We start from the raw sequence: 26,302 nt of genomic DNA, 5'->3' as shown, positions 1-26,302 counted from the left end.
GCGTTCAACGGTGAACCCCTTGGTACCGCGAGAAAGCATCACCTCCGCGCGCCGTCGTCACCAATCGAAGGAACTCAGTCGCACATGACCACGCCCGACCACGCTGCTGCCACCGCGCGGGATGGAATCGCCGTCATCGGCCTGTCCTGCCGCCTTCCCGGGGCGGCGAACCCGGACGCCTTCTGGGAACTGCTCGTCACGGGTTCGAGCGCCGTCACCGAGACGCCGGCCACGCGGTGGGACGCGAACGCCCTGTACGACGCCGACCTGTCGAAGCCCGGCAGGGCGAACTCGCGCTGGGGCGGCTACCTCGACGAGGTCGACCGCTTCGACGCGGCGTTCTTCGGCATCTCCCCGCGTGAAGCCACGGACATGGACCCGCAGCAACGGCTCGCGCTGGAGCTGGCCTGGGAAGCGCTGGAGAACTCCGGCGTGGTCCCGGCTGCCCTGCGCGAGCACGCCGTCGGCGTGTTCATGGGTGCGTTCGGATCCGACTACGCCACGCTCGCGCAGCGCGAGGGGATCGAAGGGGTCGGGCACCACACGGTCACCGGTCTCAGCCGTGGTCTCATCGCCAACCGCATCTCCTACACCCTCGGGGTGCGGGGCCCCAGCTTCACCGTCGACTCCGCCCAGTCGTCCGCGCTCGTCGCGGTGCACCTCGCCGCGCAGAGCATCCGCACCGGTGAGTGCGAGGTCGCGCTGGCCGGTGGCGTGCACCTCAACCTCGCACCGGAGAGCACCGTCGGTGCGGCCAAGTTCGGTGGTCTTTCCCCGGACGGGCGCTGCCACACCTTCGACGCCAGGGCGAACGGGTACGTGCGCGGCGAGGGCGGCGGCGTGGTCGTCCTCAAGCCGCTCGCGAAGGCGCTGGCCGACCAGGACGACGTCCTCTGCGTGATCCGCGGCAGCGCGGTCAACAACGACGGCGCGAGCGACGGCCTCACCACCCCGGACGCCACCGCGCAGGCGGAGGTCCTCCGCGCGGCCTACCGCGCGGCGGACGTCGACCCGCACCGGGTGCAGTACGTGGAGCTGCACGGCACCGGCACCAGGGTGGGCGACCCGGTCGAGGCGTCGGCACTGGGCCGGGTGCTCGGTGTCGGCCGCGCTCCGGCCGACGCGCTGCGCGTGGGCTCGGTCAAGACCAACATCGGCCACCTCGAAGGAGCGGCCGGCATCGCGGGGCTGCTCAAGACGGTGCTCTCGATCAGCAGGGGACAGGTTCCGCCCAGCCTCAACTTCACCGAGCCGAACCCGGACATCGCGTTCGGCGAGCTGGGCATCAGGGTGCAGACCGAGACCGCGGACTGGAGCGCCGAGCCCCGGCTGGCCGGCGTCAGCTCCTTCGGCATGGGCGGGGCGAACTGCCACGTCGTCCTTTCCGGACCGCCTGAGTCCGAAGAGGACGAGGGCACCCCGGAGCACGTCGAGGCGACCTTGCCGTTCGTGCTCAGCGCGAAGACGCCCGAGGCGCTGCGCGCTCAGGCCCGGAACCTGCGGGGCGGCGACCTCGACCGCGCCGGTCTCGCCCGTGCGCTGCTCACCCAGCGCACGCTCTTCGACCACCGTGCCGTCGTGCTCGCCGCCACCGCCGATGAGCTCGACTCCGGTCTCGCCGGGATCGAGCAGGGCGTCCCCGGCGCGGGCGTCGTCCTGGGCCACAGCGAGAAGGCGGACGCCGGTCCCGTCCTCGTCTTCCCGGGACAGGGCGCGCAGTGGGTGGGGATGGGACGTGACCTCCTCGACGTCTCCGCGGTGTTCGCGGACTCCGTCGCCGCCTGCGAGGAGGCGCTGGCACCGCACGTGAGCTGGTCGCTGACCGAGGTCCTGCGCACCGGCGACGGCCTCGACCGCGTCGACGTGGTGCAGCCCGCGTCCTGGGCCGTGATGGTGTCGCTGGCCCGGTTGTGGGCGTCGGCCGGCGTCCGGCCCGCCGCCGTGCTGGGGCACTCCCAGGGCGAGATCGCCGCCGCGGTGGTCTCCGGGAAGCTCGGTCTCGACGACGCCGCGACCGTCGTCGCCCTGCGCAGCAAGATCATCGCCGCCGAGCTGGCCGGGCACGGCGCGATGGCGTCGGTCGACCTGCCCGCCGACGAGGTCCGCTCGCGCCTGGCCGGCCACCCCGGCGTCGAGGTCGCGGTGGTCAACAGCGTGCGCTCGACCGTCGTCTCCGGAGACGAGGACACGGTCGACGCACTGGTGGCGCAGTGGAAGGAGGAGGGCCTGCGGGCGCGGCGGGTCGCCGTGGACTACGCCTCGCACAGCCCGCACGTCGACTCCGTGCGCCGGCAGATCGTCGAGGCCCTCGCCGAGATCCGGCCGCTGCAGGGCAGCACGCCGTTCTTCTCCACCGCGGACTGCGCCTGGGCTGACCGGCTGGACGCCGCGTACTGGGCGCACAACCTGCGGGCGCCCGTCCGCTTCGGTGAGGCCACCGAAGCGCTGCTGGCACAGGGCTTCCGCCACTTCGTCGAAGTCAGCTCGCACCCCGTTCTCGTCGCCGCCGTCGAGGACACGGTGACCGCCGCGGACATCGACGACGCGGTCGTCGTCGGCTCGCTCCGCCGCGACGAGGGCGACCTGCGCCGCTTCCTCACCTCGGCCGCTGAAGCCTTCACCGGCGGGATCGACGTCGACTGGTCCGCCGTGGTGCCGCCGGTGCGCACGCGCGTCCGTGCCGCCGACCTGCCGACCTACCCCTTCCAGCGGCAGCGGTTCTGGATCGGTGACAAGAACGAGGTAGCGATCGACACGGGACCGGTGCTGCACGGGATCGACCTCGTCCGAGCCCACGCCGCCGCCGTGCTGCGCACGACCCCGAACGCGGTCAGCGTGCGGGAACCGTTCAAGCGGCTGGGTTTCGACTCCATCATGGCCGTCGAGCTGCGCAACCGGATCAACGCGGCCGCGTCGCTGCGGCTGCCCGCCGGCGTCGCGTTCGACTTCCCGACGCCCGCGGCGCTCGCGGCCGAGGTCGACCGGCTCCTCCCCGGCGGCACCCGGCAGGCTCCCGCCGTGCTGGAACGGGTCACCGCGGCCGAGGAGGAGCCGGAGGACGACCCGATCGTCATCGTGGGCATGGGCTGCCGGTTCCCCGGTGACATCCGCTCACCGGAGGACCTCTGGCGGTTCGTCACCGCGGAGGCCGACGCCATCGGGCCGTACCCGTCCGACCGCGGCTGGGACGTCCGCGACCTGTTCGCGGGAAGCGCCGAAGTCGCCCGCACGGGTGGGTTCCTGCACGACGCCCCGGACTTCGACGCCGAGTTCTTCGGTGTGTCGCCCCGTGAAGCGCTCGCCATGGACCCGCAGCAACGGCTCCTGCTCGAAGTCTCCTGGGAGGCGCTCGAACAGGCCGCGATCGACCCCGAACTGCTGCGCGGCACCGACACCGGCGTCTTCGCCGGGGCCATGGCCGGTGACTACGGCACCAGGCTGCACGAAAGCCCGGACGCCGTGGCCGGGCACCTCCTCACCGGTCTCGCCGGAAGCGTCGTCTCCGGCCGGATCGCCTACGTGCTCGGCCTCGAAGGCCCCGCCCTGTCGGTCGACACGGCCTGCTCCTCGTCCCTGGTCGCACTGGACCTCGCCGTCGAGGCGCTGCGGCGCGGGGAGTGCTCGCTCGCCCTCGCCGGTGGCGTGACGGTGATGAGCACGCCCGGCATGTTCGCCGAGTTCAGCCGCCAGCGCGGTCTCGCACGAGACGGCCGGTGCAAGGCGTTCTCCGCGGCCGCCGACGGCACCGGCTGGTCGGAGGGCGTCGGCGTGCTGGTGGTGGAGCGGCTGTCCGACGCGCTGCGCCACGGCCACACCGTCCACGCCGTCGTCCGGGGCACCGCGGTGAACCAGGACGGTGCGTCCAACGGCCTGACCGCGCCGAACGGGCCCTCGCAGCAGCGGGTGATCCGCAAGGCGCTGGCCGACGCCGGGCTCTCGGCGTCCGATGTGGACGTCGTGGAGGCGCACGGCACGGGCACGTCGCTGGGCGACCCGATCGAGGCCCAGGCGATCATCGCCACCTACGGCCAGGACCGCGACCGCCCGCTGTGGCTCGGCTCGCTCAAGTCCAACCTCGGCCACACCCAGGCCGCGGCCGGCGTCGCGGGCGTGATCAAGATGGTCATGGCCATGCGGCACGGCGTCCTGCCGAAGACCCTGCACGTCGACGAGCCCTCGCCGCACGTCGACTGGGCGTCCGGGGCGGTCGAGCTGCTGACCGAAGCACGGCCGTGGCCGGAAGGCACCCGGCGGGCGGCGGTGTCGTCGTTCGGCATCAGCGGCACCAACGCGCACGTCGTCCTCGAACACCGGCCGCAGCCGCAGCAGCGGGCGCGGGAGGAGCGGCAGGTCCCGTTCCTGCTGAGCGCCAAGACGCCGCAGGCGTTGAGCGCACAGGCGCGAAGGCTGCGCGACCACCTCGCCGAGCACCCCGGGCTCGACCCGGCCGACATCGCGTTCACCCTGGCCACCGGTCGCAGCGACTTCGACCACCGTGCCGCGGTGCTCGCCACGGACACGGCGGGGCTGCGCGAGCTGTGCGAGGGCCGCGGAGCCCGCGACCACGCCCGGCTCGACGAGCCCGTCGCCTTCCTGTTCACCGGCCAGGGTGCCCAGCGCCTGGGCATGGGCCGGGAGCTGTACACCACCTACCCGGTCTTCGCCGCGGCACTGGACGAGGTCGCCGACGAGCTCGACCGGCACCTGACCAAGCCGGTGCGCGAGGTCATGTGGGGCGACGACGCCGCCGTGCTGGACCGGACCGAGTACACCCAGCCCGCGCTGTTCGCCGTCGAGGTCGCGCTGTACCGCCTCGTGCGCTCGTGGGGTGTCGAGCCGGACTTCGTGACCGGCCACTCGATCGGTGAGATCGCGGCGGCGCACGTCTCCGGCGTGCTGACCCTGGCGGGAGCGGCGGAACTGGTCGCCGCGCGCGGCCGGTTGATGCAGGCGCTGCCCCCTGGCGGCGCGATGGTCTCCGTGCAGGCCACCGCGGACGAGGTGCGCCCGCAGCTGACCTCCCGCGTGGGCCTGGCCGCGGTCAACGGACCCGACGCGGTCGTGGTGTCCGGTGCGGAGGACGACGTCCTCGCGCTGGCCGCGCGGTGGGCGGAACGCGGACGCAAGACCAAGCGGCTCACCGTGAGCCACGCGTTCCACTCGCCGCTGGTGGAACCGGTGCTGGAGGAGTTCCGCCGCGTCGCCGCGCGGATCACCTACGCGGCGCCGGTGATCCCGCTGGTGTCGAACCTGACCGGCACCCTCGCGACGGCCGAGCAGCTCCGCTCGCCCGAGCACTGGGTGCGGCACGTCCGCGACGCGGTGCTCTTCCACGACGGCGTCCGCCACCTGCGCGAGCAGGGCGTGACGCGGCTGGTCGAGATCGGCCCGGACGGCGTGCTCGCGGCGATGGCGCAGAACTGCCTGCCCGACACCGACCAGCTCGTCCTGCCCGCCCTGCGCAAGGGCAGGCCGGAAGCCGGCACGCTGGTGTCCGCACTGGCACGGCTGCACACCGCCGGTGTCACCGTCGACTGGACGGCGTTCTTCGCCGGCACCGGCGCCCGCCGCACGGAGCTGCCGACCTACGCGTTCCAGCACGAGCGCTTCTGGCTCGACCCGGTCGCCAAGGCCGCGGACCTCGCCTCCGCCGGGCTCGACGCCGTCGCGCACCCGGTGCTCAGGGCGGCGCTGTCCGTCGACGGCACCACGGTGCTGACCGGCAGGCTCGACCCGGCCGAGCTGCCGTGGCTCGCCGAGCACCGGGTCGGCGGAGCGGTGGTCGTTCCCGGAACGGCGCTGCTCGAACTCGCCGCCCGCGCCGGTGCGCACGTCGGCCGGCCCGCCGTCACCGAACTGCTGCTGATCGCGCCGATGGTCGTTCCCGCCGGTGACGCGCTGGACGTCCAGGTCCGCGTGTCGGCGGACGGTGCCCTGCGGACGGTGTCACGCCTCGCGGGGCAGGGGGAGTGGACCCTCCACGTCACCGGCCAGGTCGACGCCGCCACCGGCACCGGGCCCGCCCCGGTGCAGTGGCCGCCGGTCGGCTGCGAGCCGGTCGACCTGGCCGGGTTCTACGCCGCACTGGCCGAGCGGAACCTGCACTACGGGCCCGTCTTCCAGGGCGTGCGGCGCCTGTGGCGCGGCGACGGCGAGCTCTTCGCCGAGGTCCGGCTGCCCGAGACGAAGAACGACCACCTGCTGCACCCGGCACTGCTGGACGCCGTCCTGCAACCACTGGCGGCCGGTGAGCTGTTGCCCGACGGGGGAACGGCGCGACTGCCGTTCTCCTGGACGGGCACCCGCCTCCACGCGGCCGGGGCGTCGCTGCTGAGGACCCGGCTGACCGGGCTCGGTCCCGACACCGTCCGGCTGGCCGCCTGGGACGGTGAGGGCAACCCCGTCCTCGACGCCGACTCGGTCGTGCTGCGGCCGGTGTCCGACGCCCAGCTGCGCGACGCCGTGGCAGCCGATTCGCTGTACCGCGTGGAATGGCGGCCCACCACCGTCGTGGCTCCCACCCCGGGCACCACGCGGCGGCTGCCGGTCGGGTCCGGAGGTCCGCTGCCGCACCGGGTGCGTGCGGGACTGGCCTGGGCGCTGACCACCGTGCAGGACTGGTTGTCCGGCGAGCAGGGCGGATGCCTGAGCATCGTCACCGGTTCCGACCCGGTCGGCGCTGCCGTGCAAGGGCTCGTGCGTTCGGCGCAGACCGAGCACCCCGGCCGCTTCCAGCTGATCGAGGTCGACGGCAGTGCCGCCTCCGACGCGCTGGTGTCGTCACTGGCCGGTTCACCCGACCCGCAGGTCTCCGTGAAGGAAGGCACCGCGCTGGTGCCGCGCCTCGTGCGCCACACCGCCGCGCCCGCCGCCCCGGACATCAGGTGGGACAGGGGAACGCTGCTCGTCACCGGTGCGGGCGGAGTCGTCGGTTCGGCACTGACGCTGCACGCCGTGACCACCCGCGGGATCAGCGACGTCGTCCTGGTCAGCCGTCGCGGCGAACGGGCCGCCGGTGTCGCGCGGCTGGCCGGGGAGCTGCGGTCCACGGGCGTCTCGGTCACGGTCGAGGCCTGTGACGTGGCGAAGCGCTCGCAGGTGGAAGGTCTGCTGGCGCGCGTCCCGGACCTGCGCGGCGTCGTCCACGCGGCCGGAACGGTGGCCGACACCGTCATCGAGGCGCTCACCACCGACGGCGTCGACGCCGTCCTCGCGTCCAAGGTGGACGCCGTCAGCCACCTGGACGAGCTGACCAGGGGACTGGACCTCGACTGGTTCGTCGTCTGCTCCTCGGTCGCCGGCTGGTGGGGCACCGCCGGCCAGGCCAACTACGCCGCCGCGAACGCCTGCCTCGACGCGATCGTCCGCGACCGCGCCGCCGCCGGGTTCCCGGCACTGGCACTGGCCTGGGGGCTGTGGGAGGAGCGCAGTGCAGCTCTCCGGGCACCTCGGTGACGCCGACCTCCAGCGCATGGCCAGGGCCGGCATCGCACCACTGTCCACAAAGGATGCCGTCGCCGCGTTCGACGGCGCACTGCGCTCGACGGAGCCGGTGCTGGCGCCCGTCCGCCTGGACGTCCGCTCCGTCACCGGGCAGCCCGTGCCCCTGCTGGCCGACCTCGTCCGCACACCGGTCGTGGCCGAACCGGCCGTGACCGCGCAGGAGACCTCCGGCGGCGCGTTCGACCAGCTGACCGCGGACGAGCTGCGGGCGGAGCTGACCCGGCTGGTCCGCACCAGCGCCGCCTCCGTGCTGGGGTACGCCCAGCTGCGGGACGACCAGGTGGAGCAGCCGTTCTCCGCGCTGGGGATGGACTCGCTGGCCGCACTGGAACTGCGCTACGAGCTCAGCGACGCCACGGGCCTGAGCCTGCCGACCACCCTGCTGTTCGACCGGCCCAGCGCGCTGGACGTGGTCGAACACCTGGTGGAAGAACTTTCGACCGAGAAGGACACCACTGTGACCCAGGCGGTCCAGCGAGTAGAACCCGAACCCGAAGCGGCCGGGGACGACCCGGTCGTGATCGTCGGCATGGCCGCCCGCTATCCCGGCGGGGTCAGCTCGCCGCAGGAGCTGTGGGACCTGGTCGCCACCGGCACGGACGGGATCACGGCGTTCCCGGACAACCGCGGCTGGGACCTCGACACCCTCTTCCACGACGACCCCACCCACCGCGGCACGAGCTACACCCGTGAAGGCGGTTTCCTGCACGACGCCGCCGACTTCGACGCCTCGTTCTTCGGCATCGCGCCGCGCGAGGCGCTCGCGATGGACCCGCAGCAGCGGCTGCTGCTGGAGACCTCGTGGGAGGCGCTGGAGAACGCGGGCATCGACCCGTTGTCGGTCAAGGGTTCCCGCACCGGTGTCTACGCCGGCGTGATGTTCCACGACTACTCCACCCGCGTCCACGACGTGCAGGACCTCCCGGACGGCATGGAGGGGATGATGACCCTCGGCAGCCACGGCAGCGTCGCGTCCGGCCGCATCTCCTACGTCTTCGGCCTGCAGGGGCCCACGATGTCGGTCGACACCGCGTGCTCGTCCTCCCTGGTGGCACTGCACCTGGCCGCGCAGGCGCTGCGCAACGGCGAGTGCTCGATGGCGCTGGCCGGCGGTGTGTCGGTGATGTCCACCCCCGTCACGTTCGTCGAGTTCAGCCGCCAGCGCGCACTCGCCGCCGACGGGCGGTGCCGGGCGTTCTCCTCGGACGCGAGCGGCACCAGCTGGGCCGAGGGCGCGGGCATGCTCCTGCTGGAACGGCTCTCCGACGCGAAGCGCAACGGGCACCGGGTGCTCGCGGTGGTCCGCGGCAGCGGGATCAACTCCGACGGCGCCTCCAACGGCCTCACCGCACCGAGCGGCCCGGCTCAGCGCCGGCTCATCGAGCAGACGCTGGCCCAGGCACGACTGACGGCCGCCGACGTGGACGTGGTGGAAGCGCACGGCACCGGCACGCCGCTGGGCGACCCGATCGAGGCGCAGGCCTTGCTGGACACCTACGGACAGGACCGCGACCGCCCGCTGTGGCTCGGTTCGCTGAAGTCCAACACCGGCCACACCCAGGCCGCGGCGGGCGCAGGCGGGATCATCAAGATGATCATGGCGATGCGGCACGGCGTCCTGCCGAAGACCCTGCACGTCAGCGAGCCGTCCCCGCACGTGGACTGGACCTCGGGGTCGGTCGAGCTGCTGAGGGAGGCACGCCCGTGGCCGGGGGGAACCCGCCGCGCCGCGGTGTCGTCGTTCGGCATCGGCGGCACGAACGCCCACGTGATCCTCGAAAGCCCCGCCGAGGAGAACCCCGCCGAGGCCACCGCCCCGGTGCCGGAGCCGCGAGCAGCGGCGGTCACGCCGTGGGTCCTCAGCGCCAGGACACCGGCGGCGCTGCGGGCACAGGCGGCCAAGCTGGCGGACTTCCTCGACCGGGAGCCCGGCCACGACGACGACGCCGTCGCGGCGGCACTCACGAACCGGTCGCGGTTCGACCAGCGCGCCGTCGTACTGGGCGGTGACCGGGACTCGTTGCTGGCGGGCCTCACCGCCGCCGCACACGGCGACGACGCGCCGAACCTGGTCGTCACGGCCGAGAAGCACGCGGGCGAGACCGCCTTCCTGTTCGCCGGTCAGGGCAGCCAGCGCGCCGGCATGGGACGGGAGCTGTACGAGGCGTACCCGCCGTTCGCGGTCGCGTTCGACGACGCGGCCGAGGTGCTCGACCCGCTGCTCGGTGTCAGCCTGCGCGACCTGGTCTTCACCGGTGACGGCCTGGACCGGACCGAGCACGCGCAGCCCGCGCTGTTCGCGCTCGAGGTGGCGCTGTTCCGGCTGCTGGAGGCGTGGGGAGTGCGGCCGGGCCGCGTGGCAGGGCACTCCATCGGCGAGATCGCCGCGGCCCACGTGGCCGGCGTCATGTCGTTGCGCGACGCCGCGACGCTGGTCGCCGCTCGGGGCAGGCTGATGGGCGCACTGCCGGAAGGCGGCGTCATGGTGGCCGTGGAGGCGGCCGCCGCCGAGGTGACCGCGTTGCTCGCCGGCCGTGAGCACGAGGTGGGGATCGCCGCGGTCAACGGGCCCAGGGCCACCGTCCTGTCCGGTGCCGCCGCCGCGGTGCAGGCGATCACCGAGCAGCTGCGCTCGCGCGGCCACCGCACGAAGGCCCTGCGGGTCAGCCACGCGTTCCACTCGCCGTTGATGGGGCCGGTGCTGGCGGAGTTCCGCGACGTCGTGTCCCGCATCGAGTTCTCGGCGCCGAGCATCCCGATGGTGTCGACGCTGACCGGTCAGGCCGCCGCTGCGGGCGACTTCACCACCGCGGAGTACTGGGTCCGCCACGTGCGCGAGCCGGTCCTGTTCCAGGACGCCGTGCGCGCCCTGGAAGCCGGTGGCGTCAGCACCTTCGTGGAGCTGGGTCCCGACAGCGTGCTCTCGGCGATGGCGTCGGCGAGCGTGTCCGCACCGGCCGTGCCGCTGCCGCTGCTGCGCAAGGACCGCCCGGAACCACGAGCACTGCTGGACACCGTCGCGAAGCTGTTCGTCCGCGGCACCTCCGTCGACTGGTCCGCTGTGCTGGGCGGCGGCGCACGACCGCACGTGGAGCTGCCGACCTACGCCTTCCAGCGGCAGCGCTTCTGGCTCGACACCCCGCGTGCCACCGGGAGCGTCGCAGGCACCGGCCTCGATGCGGTCGGGCACCCGTTGCTGACCGCGTCGATGTCCCTGGCCGGCAGCGGAACCACCGTCCTCACCGGACGGTTGTCCACCGCGCGCCCGGCCTGGACCGGTGGCCACCGCGTCGGCGGTGCCGCCGTGGTGCCGGGCACGGCCCTGCTGGAGATGGCCGCCAGGGCCGGTGAGCAGGTCGGCTGCCCGAGGGTGGCGGAGCTCGTCTTCCGCACCGCGGTGGTGCTTCCCGCCGAGGGCACCCTGGACGTGCAGGTGGAGGTGTCCGCGCCCGAGGACGACGGCAGCCGCGCCCTCGCCCTGCACTCGCGGGCCTCGGCCGACGCGCCGTGGACCGCGCACGCCACCGGCCGCCTCGTTCCCGGCGTGCCCGGTTCGGGGGAGAACCTGACCGAATGGCCGCCCGCGAACGCGCAGCCGGTCGACCTCGACGGGCTCTACCCCCGCCTCGCCGACGCCGGCCTGGGCTACGGACCCGACTTCCAGGGCGTCCGCAGGGCCTGGCGTCGTGGCGGCGACGTCTTCGCCGAGGTAGTCCTGCCCACGACCGTGCACGGCGAAGCCGGTGACTACCTGGTGCACCCCGCGCTGCTGGACTCGGCGTTGCACCCGCTGCTGGCGGACGCGTTGCGCCTGCCGTTCTCGTGGGCGGGCGTCGAGGTGCACGGGCCCGGCGCCGCGTCGCTGCGGGTTCGCCTGCGCGACGAGGGACAGGACTCGTTCAGCGTCACCGCGTGGGACAACGTGGGCATGCCGGTCTTCTCCGCCGAAGAGCTCGTCGCGCGGCCGGTGGTGCGTGAGCAGCTGCAGGTCATCGGCGCCGCCCAGGCGGCGGAGACGCTGTTCCGGATCGACTGGAAGGCACCGGAGGGGCTGTCCGCGGCACGGGGAACCGGGCACCTGACGCTGACCGTCGACAACGGTGACCCCGCGTCGCCGCTGCCGCAGCGGGTCCGGACCGCGCTGGACGCGGCACTGGCCTCGGTCCGCGGCTGGGTGGCGCGCGACCACGAGCCCGGTGCCCGGCTGGTCGTGCTCACCCGAGGTGCGGTGGACGGCGACCCGGTCGCCGCGGCGGTGTGGGGTCTGGTGCGCTCCGCGCAGACCGAACACCCCGGCGTGCTGCAGCTGATCGACCTCGACGGCACGGCCGCGTCGGACAAGGCGTGGCGGAAGCTGGTCGGCACCGACGAGCCGCAGCTCGCCGTGCGCGCCGGGCAGGTCCGCGTGCCGAGGCTGGCCGGTGCGGCAGCCGCCGGGCCGGCCGCTCCCACCGAGTGGCGTGGCGGTTCGCTGCTGGTCACCGGTGCGGGCGGGGTCGTCGGTTCCGCGCTGACCCGGCACGCGGTGCGCGAGCACGGGGTTCGGGACGTGGTCCTGCTGAGCCGGCGCGGTGCCGACGCACCCGGCATGGCCCGGCTGTCCGCCGAACTGCGTGAGCTGGGTGCTTCCGTCACCGTGGAGGCCTGTGACGCGGCAGATCGCGAGCAGCTGGCCGGGGTCCTCGCGCGGATTCCGTCGGACCGGCCGCTGGCCGGTGTGATCCACGCTGCCGGAACCTCGCGGGACGCGACGATCCGGTCGCTGACCGCCGAGGCACTGGAGGCCGTTCTGCCGGCCAAGGTGGACGCCGTGACGCACCTCGACGAGCTCACGAGGGACGCGGACCTCACCTGGTTCGTCGTGTGCTCCTCCGCTGCCGCCTGGTGGGGCACGGCCGGCCAGGCCAACTACGCCGCCGCCAACGCCTGCATCGAGGCCATCGCACGGCGCAGGCACGACGCCGGGCAGCACGCGCTGTCGCTGGCGTGGGGGCTGTGGGCCGAACGCAGCGAGCTGTCCGGTCACCTCGACGAGGCGGACCTGCGCCGGCTGGTCCGCCTCGGCGTCACTCCGCTGTCGACCGAGGACGCACTGGCCGCGTTCGACACCGCTTTGCGCACCGGGGAACCCATGCTCGCCCCGATCGCGCTGGACACCCGTCAGCTCGTCGACAGCGAGTCGGCGCCGCTGACCCCGCTGCTGCGCGGGCACGTGAAGCGGCGTCCGGTGGCGGAAGCGGCGCCGGTGCCGGTGTCGTCCATCGCGGGCGAACTGGCCGGCAAGGACGAAGGCGCTCAGGAGGCCTTCCTGGGTGACCTCGTCCGGAGCCTGGTGGCCGGTGTGCTCGGGTTCGCGAGCGCCGACGAGGTGGAGGCCGACCGCGGGTTCTTCGAGATCGGGTTCGACTCGCTCACGGTGCTGGAGCTGCGCAACCGCGTCGAGAAGGCGACCGGGCGGTCGGTGCCGCCCACGGCGATCTTCGACCACTCCACGCCGAGCGCCCTCGCGAAGTACCTGCGCATCCAGCTCGGCGAGCAGGAAGCGGAACGGCCGCTCGACGTGGAGCGTCCTTCGCTGGCCGGGACGACGGTGCTGCTGACCGGTGCGACCGGCGGTCTCGGGCGGCTCTTCGCCAGGGAGCTCGCCGAAGCCGGGGCGAACCTGGTCCTGACCGGACGCGACCAGGCCGCGCTCGACGAGCTGGCGGACTCCATCGGCGGAACGCCCCTGGCGCTGGTCGCCGACGTCACCGACGGCACGGCGCTGACCTGGGCCGTCGAGCGGGCGGAGCAGGAGTTCGGCGCGGTCGACGTGCTGATCAACAACGCCGGTGTCGGCGGTCCGGCCGGCCCCCTGTGGGAGGTCGACGAGGACCACTGGTGGCAGACGGTGGAGGTGAACCTGCGCGGGACCGTGCGGGCCTGCCGGGCGGCGTTGCCGGGCATGGTGGAGCGCGGGCACGGGCGGGTCATCAACATCGTGCAGCTCGGCGGGCAAGCACCGCTGGCCCAACGTCTCCGGCTACTCGGTGTCCAAGGCCGCCGCCATCAAGCTCGGTGAGAACCTCGCGCCGGAGCTGGCGGGAACCGGGGTGTCGGTGCTCAGCTACCACCCCGGACTGGTCGACCTCGGCCTGACCCGCAAGCAGCTGGAAGCCGGCGAGACCGGTGACCGCCACCTCGACGGCGTCGGTGCGTGGATGGCCGACCAGCGCGACAGCGGCCGGTTCACCACGCCCGAGGAGTCATCGGAGATGCTGGTGCGACTGGTGTCCGGTGAGGCGGACGCGTTGTCCGGCGGCTACCTGACCCCGGAGGACGACCTGAGCCGCCTGCTGGGCGGCTGAACGAGCAGCGCCGACGACGATGTCGACCCCACAGCAAGACCCGAAGAGGGAGATCATGGCGAACGTTGCTCAGGGCGGCCGCTGGGTGCGGAAGTTCCGCGCCACGTCCGAGGAAGCCCCGCAGCTCGTGTGCTTTCCGTACGCGGGCGGATCGGCCGGGTGGTTCACCCGGCTCCGCATGGAGCTCGACGGCGAGGTCCAGCTGTCGGCGGTCCAGTACCCCGGCCGCCTCGACCGGCTCCGCGACGAGCCGATCGACGACCTGCACGTGCTGGCGGACGAGGTGTTCGCGGTGCTGGACAAGAGCCGGCCGCTGGCCCTGTTCGGGCACAGCATGGGCGCCGTGGTGGCGTTCGAGGTGGCGCGACGGCTGGAGGCCGCCTCGGTGCCCGTCTCGCACCTCTTCGCGTCCGGTCGAGCGGCGCCACACCTGCACCGCAACGCGGGTGTGCACCTCATGTCCGACGACGACGTGGTCACCGTGATCGAGGCGCTGGGTGGCGTCCAACCGGGCGTGCTGAGCAACGCCGATCTCCGCGCGATGGTGCTGCCCGTGGTGCGCAACGACTACCGGGCGATCGAGTCCTACCGGTGCGGGCCTTCCGCGGTGATCACCGCGCCGATCACCGCTCTGGCCGGCACCGAGGACCCGATCGTGCCACTGCCGGACGCGAGCGCGTGGATGCGTCACACCACCGGGTCCTTCGTGCTGGAGAAGTTCCCAGGGGGCCACTTCTTCCCGGTGGACCACTGGGGGACCGTCGCGGACCTCGTGCGGCGCGAGCTCCACGTCGGCAGCGGGCTCGGCCGCAGCGGCCGAGCCGAAGCCGCAGGCGCCTGAACGGTGCGCCCACGTGCAGACCGGGCACCGCACAGCGGTGCCCGGTGACCCTGCTTCCGGGTCATGCGCGTGGGACGAGGCCCGCCAGTGCGGAGGACAGCTGGATGCGCCGGCGCACGCCGAGCTTGCGGTAGATGTTGGTCAGGTGGAACTCGACGGTGCGCCGCGAGACGTTGAGCTCGCGGGCGATCTCTTCGTTGGAGTTGCCTTCGAGGGCCAGTGTGGCGATGCGGTACTCGTGCGGCGTCAGCGTGAGCGCGCTGAGCCGGGGAGCGGGTGGCGCGGCGTTGGTCGGTTCGGGGTGGTGCGGCACCGGTGTGTGCGAGGTGGCGGCGGAGCTCAGTCCGGCGAGCCGTTGTCCCGGTTGCACGGCGACGCCGCACTGCCGGCCGAGTGCCTGCGCTTCCGCGAGGTGCTGCCGGGCGGCGTCGTGCTGTCCCTTCTCCCACCGGGTCGCGGCGAGTTCGAGCAGCACCTGTGCGTGCAGCATCCGCGCGGTCGACCGGCGCAGCACCGAGTCGGCTTCGGCCAGCCACGGGGCGGCGGCGGAACCGCCGGTCACGATGCCCACCGTCAGCAGCGCGCGACCGATCACGGTCGGTGCGCCCCACTCCCGTGCCAGGGTCAGCTCCTGCAACGCGAGGTCGAGGGCCGGCTGCGGCTGTCCGAGCCGCAGGTGTGCCAGCGCCGCGAAGGACCGCCAGGGGCGCACCGCCGGGTTGCGCCGGTCCCAGGCCAGGAACCGCTCACCGCATTCGAGCTGGTCGGCGAGCGCTGCCTCGTGGTCGCCGAGCTCCATGCGCACAGCGCCTCTGACGTGCAGCAGGGCGGTGTGGTGCCAGGTCTGCGGCAGTTGTCTGGAGCGCCCATAGGGCGCCAGCGCGTTCTTCGCCGCGTCGAGGTCGCCCAGGGCTAGCTGAGCGCGAACCCAGGCGTCGGTGGCGTAGACGTGTCCCAGGTGGTCCGGGGCGAGCTTCGCGGTCCGTGCCGCGGACAACGCGAGCTCCGCGTCCGCGGCGGCCTCGGCGAAGGACCCGTGGTGGTGGTGCGCCCGCGACCGGAGCGAGTGACCGAGCATGGTGATCAACGACAGCCCCTGTCGCTGGGCTTCGAGCAGGACCTCGTCGCAGTGGCGCATCGCGAGCTCCGCCTCGTCGGCGCGCAGCAGGGCGTTGATCACTCCGAACAGGCGTTGCGGGTGCTGCATCGCGGAGGTCGCGCCGCCGGACAGCGCCGCGAGCGCGGCCTTGCGGCACAGGGCCAGCTCCACGCCCCGGTTGCTGGTGTCCTCGGCGATCAGCCCGGCCAGCCTGCGGCCGTGCTCGTCACCGCGGCGCCACTGCTGCTCGTCGAACTCGCGGAAGTCCACCTGCCGGGCCTCCGGGTCACCTGAGGGCACGGTGATCCGTTCCAGCAGGCGCATCGACTCGACGGCCGCGGGGATCTTGGACCCGATCTCTTCCATGGCCCGGCGCAGCACCTCGCTGGCACTGTCGTAGGCACCGTCGAAGTAGAGGATCTCCGCTAGCCGGCAGGCGGCCGCGAGGATCTCCTGCGGATCGTCCAGGCCGACCATTCCCTCCTCGATGTGCGCCACGGCCATCCGCGGGTCGAAGTACGTCTCGGCCAGACCGAGCCGCAGCAGCAGGTCCTGCCTCTGCGCGGTGGAGAGGTCCTCGTCGAGAGCCCTGGCGAGCAGTTGGGCACCGAAGCGGGCATCGCCGTCGGCGATCGCGGTGTCGGCGGCGGCACGCAGGACCTCGACCGCCCAGGCGCCGGACTGGGCGGGCGTGTGCAGGACGTGGCGTGCCACGACGACCGCGGGTGCCCGCGTGTAGTGCAGGAACCGCGCGGCCTTGGCGTGCAGCTGCTCGCGTTCCCGGTACCCGACCGCGCTCGTGATCGTGTTCTTGAGCACCGCGTGCGTGAACTTCAGCCCGCCGTCCGGGGTGAGCACGCCCATGCCTTCCAGCTGCCGCACCCGATCGGCGGCCTCGCTGGTGTCGAGGTCCACGACGGCGGTCAGCAGGGCCAGGTCCGCCGGCTCCACGGCCGCGATCGCCTTCGCGAGCTCGACCAGCTCGGGTGACTGGCGGTTGAGCCGCGCGAGCAGCACCTGACCGAGTTTCTCGCATTCGGGGCGCAGCAGGTCGTTCGCGGCGCTCTCCTCCGGCGGCACCGATCTTTCCCGCATCACACCCAGGATGTGCCGCGTCACCGTGGGACAGCCGCCGGTGGCCTCGACGAAGGCCTGCGCGAACTTCTCGTCCGGCGTCTGCCCGAGCATCCGCTCGGTGAGCTGCGCGATGTTGCGCGCGGTGAAGTACGCGAGCCTCATGCGCTCGGAGTAGATGTCCAGTTCCGCTATCAGCAGGGGATCGGTCGGCTGGATCCCCGGTGTGCGGGTCATCAGCAGGACGACCGGGAGCTTGACGACGCGGTGCACGAGGTAGTTCAGCCAGCGCAACGACGAGACGTCCGCCCACTGCACGTCGTCGATCACCAGGCACAGCGGTGCGCGCTGGGCGAAGTCGGCCGTGAAGCGGTAGAGGTCCCGGATGGCCCGCTGGAGTTCGAGCTCACCGACGTCATCCCGCTCGGCGGTGAGGTGCCCGGCGATGAGGTCGTACCCGGGAGGTGTGCTTTCACCGTTCCGGCCAGGCGGCAGCTCCTCGCGCAGGTGCTCGAAGAGCTGCTGGGCCACGGCGAAGGGCACGTCCCGCTCCATCAGCGAGCCCTTCGCACGCCAGACGACGAATCCGCGCTCGCGGGCGAGCTCGCACGCCACGTCCAGCAACGCGGTCTTGCCGACGCCGGGCGTGCCCTCGACCAGGAGTGTGAAGGGTGTCGCACGCTTCGCCGATTCGAGACCATCGACGATGCGTGCCAACTCCGCGCCGCGACCGACGAGCGTGTCGGCACTGCCTGAATGCTGGTGTGCGTCGGCGACCATTTATGCGCTCCGTAGTTGTCAACTGGCCCAATCGGGTGGTCTTTCGCTTCAAATCAGTTCATATCGCCCTGCTATCGATTCCACTTTATGAGTACCCATCGGGTCAAGTTCTCGATCCCTTGAGTCGAAAAGACTTCTTGGCGCCGAAGTCGCAGGTGAGAACGGTCGGACGCCCGTTCGGGCAGTCGCCGGCTGCGCATCCGGGCGCGAGTGGCGCCGAGATTTGTCACACACCGCGAGACGGACTGATCGGGCAGGAAGCGGGTAGGGTTTCGAACGGGTCCGTACGAATTGCGCTGCCGATGAGTATTTGTGGTGAAACGATCGCCTCGTCCGCTGCCCGCTCGTCGATGTGGTGTGACACCGGAAGGCGCGTCAGTGGTCCGGTCGGACGACCTGCATCAGATGATCGGCGGGCGCGACCACCAATCCAGCGGGTCTGTGCTGTGGACATCCGTAGTCTTCTTGAGGGCGGTCGGCGATGTGCGTCACTCTCTGTTTGTGAGCGCGCAGCTCATCCGCCTTCGGGGTGGAGCGCCTCGACCCCGTTACCGCTGGTGAGCGCCTGTGGTCTTTCGGTGATCGCTGCTCCTGCGGCATACCTGTGGACTTCCGCAGGTATGCCGTCGTGAAGCTGTTTAGCCTCATTCGCGTGCCGTTCGAAGGGTGATACCCCTTCCGAGAAATCGCCGCCGAACGACCCGCGGGGTGTCGTCCGGAGGGTGCGGCAGAAGACTGCAAGTCACTCGATGTTCACCATTTTGTGGTGCACGGTGAATGTGGTCCGCAGGGATGCCGCAACACAGACGCGGCGGCGACACCGCCGTCGTGAAGAATTCGGAGATGTGCGGGTGCCCGATCCCGCCCCAGCACCTCCCTGGCCCGTGGAAGGATTCATCGCGCCGGTCCGAGGAGTTCCTGCTGCGCGACGATGGGCAGTGCTCACCGATTTCCGGCAGGTGCGCACCGGCCGCCGGGACTCCCGCCGATGTGCTCGGCTGGAACGACGGCAGCCGACGGTGAGAGTACCCGGCGTCAACGGCGCGAAGGGCTCCGGTCCCGCCTGCCGGAACGAGCGCTCGTGGCGGTACGCGCACCACTGACATCCTGTCGAGCAAGCGACCTCCTGGCTTCGTCCGGAGCCTGCCCCGGTCCCCCGCCGGGTGCTTTGAAACCCGTTTTCCCGCTCCACGCTAAGGATCTCATCGTGTCTTGTTCGTCGTCTTCCTCGCCGGTCTTCCTGTTCCCGGGACAGGGCGGGTACCTGCCCGGTGGTCTTTCACGCGTGTGCGCCGACCGCTCACTGCCGGCCGTTGTCGGTCAGGTGGACGCGATCTCCCTCCGGCACGGCGGCCCCACGATCTCCACCCTGCTGGAGAGCGCGGACGCGCCGACCCTGGACGTGCTGCTGGCCAGTGACGTCCCTGCTCTGAGCCTGGCCATCTTCGCCACCGAACTGGCGGTCCTGGACCTGGCCCGTGAGCTCGCCGGCGTCACACCGGCTCTCGTGATCGGTCACAGCTTCGGCGAGTTCGCCGCGCTGACCGCCGCGGGAGCGCTCGACCTGGCGGACGGGGTCCGGCTCGTGATCGCGCGTGACCGTGCGCTGCGCGCCTCGCGCGACACCGAGGGAGGAATGGTCGCGCTGCGCGTCGGACGACAGCGGGCGAGCGCTGTCGTCGGCTCTCTCGCTGACCGCGGCCTGGCGGTCGCTGCCCACAACGGGTACGACCAGGTCGTGGTCTCCGGCCCGCACGAGTCGCTGGACCGGCTGACGGCGCTGGCCGGCCTGCTCGGGATCGAAGCGACGCGCCTGCGCGTCCCGTACCCGTTCCACAACCGGCTGCTGGCGGAGGCGAACCGGTTGTTCGAGGCGGAGGTGGCCGAGGTCCGGGTGCGCGCACCGCGAGTGCCGATGTACTCGCCGGTGCTGGGCCGTTACGTCGAGACCGAGCAGGACGGCCGCGAGATCCTGACCAGCCACCTCGAACGGGAGGTCGGCTTCCTGCAGGCCCTGGTGTCGGTGCGGGGTGACGGGTACGCGCACTTCCTCGAGTGCGGAGCGCGCGCCGCACTGACCGACCTCGTGGGTGCGTGCCTGCCCGGCGTGCAGACCGCGGCACCGCTGCGACAGCGCCGGACCCTCGACGAGCTGCGTGGCGCGTTCGCCACGTCCTCCAGCTCTGAGGCCGCGTCGAACGGGGCGCCGGTCGCGCAGGCCGGGTCGAACGGATCGTCGGTCATGCAGGCCGGTTCGAACGGGTCGTCCATTGCGAGCGCTGGTTCGAACGGGTCGCCGGTTGCGGGCGCTGGTTCGAACGGGTCGTCGATCACGAGCGCCCGAGCGGACGCGGCACCGGTCGAGCCCGCCCGAACGGGCACGCACCAGGTGCAGCACACCGCGGTTCCCGCCGCTGCCGTCCCCACGACGGCACCCGAGCCCGCAGAACCCGCGCCGTCCGGGGGCGCGGACGTTCCGGGCTTGGTGGACGAGCTGCGCACCCTCTACGCCTCCGCCGTCGGCTATCCGGAGGAAGTGTTCGAAGCCGACATCGAGCTCGAGGCGGACCTGGGGATCGACTCCATCCGGCAGACCGAGCTGCTCCAGCGCGCCCGCCAGAAGTACGACCTCCCCGAGGCCGACATCCGGATCACCGACTACACCACCCTGGAGTCGATCGCCGAGCTGCTCACCCAGCTCGGTGCCGGGCGGGTGAAGGCGTGAACAGTCCACGCAGCGGTGCTTTCGCCGACCGGATCTGCCTGGTGACGGGAGGCTCGAAGGGGCAGGGCCGGGCCATCGCGCGCGAGCTGGCCCGCGGTGGCGGCCATGTGATCGTGAACTGGTTCCACGACATCGACGCCGCGCGGCAGACCGTGGCGGACATCCTCGCGGAGGGCGGTTCCGCGGAGCACCTGCGGGCCAGCGTGGCCAAGCAGGACGCGGTCGAGGAGATGTTCGCCGACGTCGCACGCCGGCACGGGCGGCTCGACGTGCTGGTCAACAACGCCGCCCGCGGAGTGTTCGAGCCCGGTCACGTGCTCACCGACCGCGACTGGGAAAGGGCGATCGACACCAACGTGCACGGCCCGCGCCGTTGCTGCCGTGCCGCCTTCCCGCTCATGAAGGACCGCGGCGGCGCGATCGTGAACCTGGGTTCGATCGGCACCAGCGTCGTCATCGACAACTACAGCTGCGTGGCGGTGTGCAAGGGGGCCCTCGAACAGCTGACGAAATACCTGGCCGTGGAGTTCGGGCCGCACGGCATCCGGGTGAACATGGCATCCGCGGGAATGCTCGTCAGCGAGACGGTGAAGTTGTTCCCCCGCAGCGAAGAGGTCCTGGAGGCGACGGCCGCGGGAACCCCGCTCGGCCGCCTGGGCACGGTCGAGGAACACGCGAAGCTCGTGGCCTTCCTCGCCTCCCCGGAAGCGTCGTGGATCACGGGGGAGAACGTCGTCAACGACGGCGGGATCCGGCTGGGCGGTGCGCTGATCCGCGCCGGCGGCACGTGGGGCGACGCCCCGCGGCCGGCGGCGGACGTCGTCGAGCCCAGCGCGTCGGGGGTGCCGGTTCGCGATGTGCCGGTTCGCGCCGCCGACAGTGCGCCTGCCCGCGCTTCGGACGGTGAGCCCGCCCGCGCTTCGGACACCACGCCCACCCGCACGTCGGACGATGTGCCTGCCCGCACTTCGGACGGTGCGTCCGTCCGCGCCTCGGACAGTGCGCCTACCCGCGCCTCCGACAATGCGCCTGCCCGCACCTCGAGCCGCGCCGCGGAACCTACGCCCGGCCGTGAGGGTGACGACGATGCCATTGCCGTCGTCGGAATGGGACTGGTCGTCCCCGGTGCGGAGTCGCCCGAGCAGTTCTGGGAACTGCTGCGCGCCGGCGAGCCCGCGTTCAGCGAACCGGGGGACCGCTATCCGCTCGACACCTTCTGGGCCGCCGATCCCGGCGACCGCGACCGCACGTACGCGCGCACCGCGGGCTTCGTGCGGATGGGGCGGCACGAGGACGTCGCTCCCGACGCCAGCCTGTCGTCGTCCTGGCTGCGCCACGCCCTGGGGCAGGCGTTGCCGGACGGTCCGTCGTCCCGTTCCTCGCTGTTCATCGGTGCCTGCTCCGACGGCGACCAGCACTTCGAGCAGGCCATGGTGGTCGAGGGGTACGCCCGCATGCTCGCCGAGGCCTGGCCGACGCCCGCGGGCCCGGACGCGGAACGGCTGCGCTCCCTGCTGCGCGAGCGCTACCGGCTGGCCGCGGGCAACCCGGAAAGCCACCTGCCGGACGGGGTCGTCCGCAACGCCGTGCGCGGCCTGCTGCCGGACACCACGCCCGTGACGATCGTGGACACCGCGTGCTCCTCGTCGCTCTACGCCATCGACCTGGGTGTGGCCGCCCTGCTGGAAGGCAGCACCGACCTGGCGCTGTGCGGGGGCTACTTCATGGTCACCCCGCGGTTCAACGTGCTGTTCAGCAAGCTCGGCGGCCTCAGCCACCGGGGAGCGGTCAACGCGTTCGACGGCTCCGCGGACGGCACGCTCTTCTCCGACGGCGCGGCGGTGGTGGCGCTGCGCCGGCTGGGTGACGCCCGCCGCGACGGCCAGCAGGTGCTCGGCGTGCTGGCGGGGTTCGGTGCCGCGGCCGACGGCCGGGGCAAGGCCATCGCCGCCCCCAACCACCGCGGGCAGGAACTGGCGATCGCACGCGCCGGGCACGGGCAGGAGCACGCCCCGGTCTGGGTGGTCGGGCACGGTACCGGCACCAGGGCGGGCGACGAGGTCGAGCTGGCCGCGCTGAACCAGTCGGCCGGCCGGGAAGTGTTGTGCACCAGCAACAAGTCCCTGATCGGGCACACGGGGTGGGCCGCGGGCGCGGTGTCGGTGATCCACGCTCTGCTCGCCCTGCGCCACGGTGTGGTCCCCGCTCAACGGCCACGACCCGGCGCGGCGGCGACCGCGGAACACGTCACCGTCCCCGCGCAGGACACGCCGCTGCCCGCCGGACCGCGCCTGGTCGGCGTCTCCGGGTTCGGGTTCGGCGGGACCAACGGGCACCTGCTGCTGCGTGACGAGCCCGGCCCCGGCGAGCCCGTACCCACCTCCCGGCCGCCGGCGAAGGACGACCGCGTCGTCCTGGTCGCGTGGAGCGCCCACCTGCCGGGTGCGCCGACCTCGGCCGAAGTCGCGACGCGCCTGGGTGAGGGGCGTGCGCCCGCTGACGACGCGGCCTTCCCGATGCCCTACCCGGCGCCGGAGTGGAAGGTGAGCAGGCTGCCCGCCGCGGTGTCGGACGCCATCGACCGCACCCAGCTGATGGCGCTGGACGTGGCCGAGCGCTTCCTGGCCGAACACGGGCAGCTGTGGGAAGGCCGCGAGGAGACCACCGGTGTCATCGCCGCGCACTACGGACCGACCCTGTCCTGGTACCAGTCGGCGCTGCGCTGCTACGCCGACGACCTGCTCGCCGTCACGCCGGGTGAGCTCGACGCGGACGAGTTCGCGGAGGCCGCGCGAGCCGTGGGCCGCGCGGTGCGGGCAGGAACCCCCGAGTCCACCCCGGACACCCAGCCCGGTCTGATGGGCAACGTCATCGCGTCGCGCATCGCCAACCGCCACAACCTCAACGGTGCGGTGCAGCTCGCCGACGCCGGGCCGGACGCCACCGCGCACGCGGTCCAGACGGCGGTGCGGCACCTCCTCGGCGGAGCGCTGGACCTGGCGCTCGTGCTCAGCCTCAACGGCAACAGCACCGACGAGCTGCGCACCCTGCTCGGTCGCGGCCCCCTCGGCGAAGGCGCCTTCCTGTTCGCCTTGGCGCGGGAGAGCACCGCGGCCGCCGCCGGATGGCCCGTGCTCTGCCAGGTCTCGGTCGCCACCGGCGGCGCCGGGACCCGAGCCCCACGGCCGCTGGACTACCTCGGCGCCAACGGCGCGTGCGACCTCGTCGGCGAGCTCACCCGACTGGGGAAGGCCCCCCACGTGATCGCCGCCGGCCCTTCGGCGCCCGGGATCGTGCTGACACCACACCGGGCCACCCGGCCGGCGCCGCGCAACGAGCGCTACGTCTGCACCTACGTCGAAGAGCCGGCTTCCGGCGCCGAGTGGACCACCGCTCCCGGACCGGACTGGCTCGTCGTCGTGCAGCCGGGGTGCGAGGAGTCGGTGCCCGCACACGTGCGCGCGTCCGGTGCTCACATCCACGTGCTGGACGAGACCGCACCGGTCGAGGCCCAGTTCCCCGACGCCGCGACGGGCGCTGGCCGGTTCAGCCACGTCCGCCTCTTCGCCTCCACCGGTGGTCCGGCGCCCGGCGACACCGTTGCGGAAGGGACTCTCCGCGCGCACGAAGCGCTGTTCCTCGCGGCGAAGTCCTGCCGCGACCGGATCGACGCCGGTGGCTCGCTCGGCGTGCACCTCGTCGACGAGCTGCGCAGCGGAGTCCCGCACTCCTCCGCCGGCCTGTTCACCGGCATCGTCAGCAGCCTCGCCTGGGACCTCCGCGGGGCGCGGCTGGCCGTGGTGATCAGCTCGGAGACCGGCGCCTGGGACACCCTGAACCGGGAACTGGCCGGCTACCGCGGCTATCCGGCGGTGCTCCACCACGACGGTGTGCGGCTGCGCACCAAGCTGGTGCCCGCACCGCTCGACCTGAGCTCGAACGTGTCGCCGCTGCGGCCGGGGTCGGTGGTCGTGGTCACCGGCGGCGCGCGGGGCATCACGGCGGCCTGCGCGAAGGAGCTCGCCTCCCGGACGCCGTTGCGGTTGTGGCTGCTGGGCTCGTCGCGGCTGCAGGACGTGCCCGAGGACCTGCTGCACGCGGGCGACGAGCAACTTCCCGGCCTGCGGGCGAACTTCCTCAAGACCGAACGCGCCCGCACCCCCGGTGCCACGGTGCGGGAGGTCATGGCCCGGTTCGACCGCCTGCTCAACGCCCGCGAGTCGCAGCGGAACCTGCGGGAACTGCGCGCGCTCTGCGGTGAGGACGCGGTCGACTACCTGACCTGCGACCTCACCGACGCCGAGGCCGTCCGCTCGGCCGTCGAGACGATCCGGCAGGTCACCCCGGACGTCGACCTGCTCGTGCACGGCGCCGGCCTGCACAACGGCGGCGACATCTCCCGGCTGACGGTCGACGGGCTGCGGCACGTCCGCGGGGTCAAGGTCGACGGGTACCGCAACCTCAAGGCCGCGTTCGGCACCGCCCAGCCCGCCCAGTGGTGCAACTTCGGCTCGGTGGCCGGCCTCGTGGGGCTGCCCGGCGAGACCGACTACGCGCCCGGCAACGACTTCCTCCACGGCGCGGCCCGCCAGGCGGCACTGGTCCGCGGCGCGGACGAGCGCACGCTGATCTGGCCGATCTGGGCGGAGATCGGCATGGGCGGATCGGAACTGATGCAGGGCAACAACGAACGAGCGGGGATCATGGCTCCGCTCGCCCCGACCGAGGGCGTGCGGCACCTGGCCGCCGAGCTGTGCACGCCGTCGGTCGCCCAACCGCTGGTGGCGTTCCTCAACGCGAAGGAACGCGCGACCTTCGGCGAGCAGTTCCCCGGCTTCGTGCACCCGGTACCGGAACGCACCCGGTGGATGCTCGGCACCCCGCACCGCACCACCCGCGGCACCACCCAGTGGCTGCTGGACCTCGGCGAGCGCACCGCGGGGTTCCTGGTCGACCACACGGTGAACGGCAAACCGACCATGCACGGCACCGGTCTGGCCACCATCGCGGCCGAAGCGGCGACCGCGGTGGTACCCGGCTTGCCCGTCCGCACCCTGGAGAACCTGCGGTTCTCGGCGTTCGTCGCGCCGAAGGCCGGGCCGGGCAACCCCTACCGGGTGACGGCGCGGCTGGACGGCCCTGACCGCGTGCACGTCCGGATCACCAGCGACGTGGTGGACCGGCGTGGCCGGGTGCTGCGCGCGGACCGCCAGCACTTCGCGTGCGACGTGGTGCTGGGCACCCTTCCGGTCCCGCCGCTCGCCAGGAACGTCGTCACCGACCGGCCGTCGGAGGACCCCTACTACCGCGATGACAGCGCCGTGGTCCTGCGCGGGGTCTACCGCGCGAGCACCGACGGCAGGGAGGGCCCGGACGGCACCAGCTCCCGCTGGGTGCTGGTCCCGCCCGCCACCGAAGCCGACCGCGCACTCCTGGAGAACCCGCCGGTTCCCACGGTGATGCTGGACGCACTGGCCCGGACCCGGTTGCTGCGCACCGACGGCAACGGCGTCCACCTGGTGGCGGTACCCCGCTTCATCGACCGCATCGAGTTCTTCGCGACGGGCAGCGACGCGGCGGTGAGCAAGTCCAACCCGGACGGAATCCTGCTCATCCACGTCGACGACGCGAACGTCGAGGAGGCGGTGAACGTGGACGGCCGGGTCCTCATCCGCATCTCCGGTTGCGAGACGTTCGACGTCGGCGACACCAGCTGAGCGTGGCGCCCCGACCACCTCGGTCGGGGCCGTCACGGCATCCGGCCCGACCCGGATGCCCGGCCCCACCGGCCCGGCGGCTGAGGTCGTCGCGCCGGTGGGCTCCGCGCTCGTCATCATCGCCCGGCCGCACCCGCCCTGCGGCCGGCTCCCGGAGCTGGCTGGGAGACCCCGTGAGATCGAGGCGGCTTGACCGAAATCTGTGAGGTAGCAAAA

Annotated in this window: 7 protein-coding genes; 6 read left to right on the top strand and 1 reads right to left on the bottom strand. The window is 72.7% G+C overall.

From position 1 onward, the window contains the following. Positions 1-84 precede the first annotated feature (84 nt). Genes ACVDFE_RS30190 through ACVDFE_RS30175 form a run of 4 tightly spaced genes read left to right on the top strand, consistent with a single transcriptional unit; the run spans position 85 to position 14,691 of the window. Complete coding sequence (locus ACVDFE_RS30190; protein ID WP_458432812.1) at positions 85-7,455, top strand: beta-ketoacyl synthase N-terminal-like domain-containing protein; 7,371 nt, start codon at positions 85-87, stop codon at positions 7,453-7,455. Continuing rightward, a complete protein-coding gene (locus ACVDFE_RS30185) occupies positions 7,430-13,564 on the top strand; it encodes an SDR family NAD(P)-dependent oxidoreductase (protein WP_458432811.1) in 6,135 nt (2,044 codons plus the stop codon). Before ACVDFE_RS30190 ends, ACVDFE_RS30185 begins: the two co-directional genes overlap by 26 nt. Next, complete coding sequence (locus ACVDFE_RS30180) at positions 13,533-13,850, top strand: hypothetical protein (RefSeq protein WP_458432810.1); 318 nt, start codon at positions 13,533-13,535, stop codon at positions 13,848-13,850. The genes ACVDFE_RS30185 and ACVDFE_RS30180 overlap by 32 nt, the downstream gene beginning before the upstream one ends. Before the next feature lie 55 nt (positions 13,851-13,905). Further along, positions 13,906-14,691 (top strand): thioesterase II family protein, encoded by a 786-nt coding sequence (locus tag ACVDFE_RS30175; RefSeq protein WP_458432809.1) that lies wholly within the window; start codon positions 13,906-13,908, stop codon positions 14,689-14,691. A 61-nt stretch (positions 14,692-14,752) separates the two neighbouring features. Here ACVDFE_RS30175 and ACVDFE_RS30170 read toward each other — a convergent pair whose 3' ends face one another. After that, positions 14,753-17,644, bottom strand: coding sequence for a helix-turn-helix transcriptional regulator (locus ACVDFE_RS30170; RefSeq protein WP_360384847.1), 2,892 nt, complete (start codon positions 17,642-17,644; stop codon positions 14,753-14,755). Positions 17,645-18,851: 1,207 nt separating this feature from the next. On the opposite strand from ACVDFE_RS30170, the gene ACVDFE_RS30165 reads away from it, so the two are divergent. Continuing rightward, positions 18,852-20,369 carry an acyltransferase domain-containing protein gene (locus ACVDFE_RS30165; RefSeq protein WP_360384845.1) on the top strand — a complete coding sequence of 506 codons (1,518 nt, stop codon included), beginning with the start codon at positions 18,852-18,854 and terminating at the stop codon, positions 20,367-20,369. Further along, positions 20,366-26,086: an SDR family oxidoreductase gene (locus ACVDFE_RS30160; protein WP_458432808.1), complete on the top strand. Its 5,721-nt coding sequence runs from the start codon at positions 20,366-20,368 to the stop codon at positions 26,084-26,086. The genes ACVDFE_RS30165 and ACVDFE_RS30160 overlap by 4 nt, the downstream gene beginning before the upstream one ends. Positions 26,087-26,302: the final 216 nt, after the last annotated feature.

This window comes from Lentzea chajnantorensis (assembly GCF_054300775.1).
Note: the sequence above shows the minus strand (reverse complement) of the source record. Positions and strands in the feature narration are given on the sequence as shown.

What these genes read in the sequence shown, in the direction of transcription:
- ACVDFE_RS30170 (WP_360384847.1), bottom strand. Translation starts at nt 17,644, where the DNA reads ATGGTCGCCGACGCACACCAGCATTCAGGCAGTGCCGACACGCTCGTC.
- ACVDFE_RS30175 (WP_458432809.1), top strand. Translation starts at nt 13,906, where the DNA reads ATGGCGAACGTTGCTCAGGGCGGCCGCTGGGTGCGGAAGTTCCGCGCC.
- ACVDFE_RS30190 (WP_458432812.1), top strand. Translation starts at nt 85, where the DNA reads ATGACCACGCCCGACCACGCTGCTGCCACCGCGCGGGATGGAATCGCC.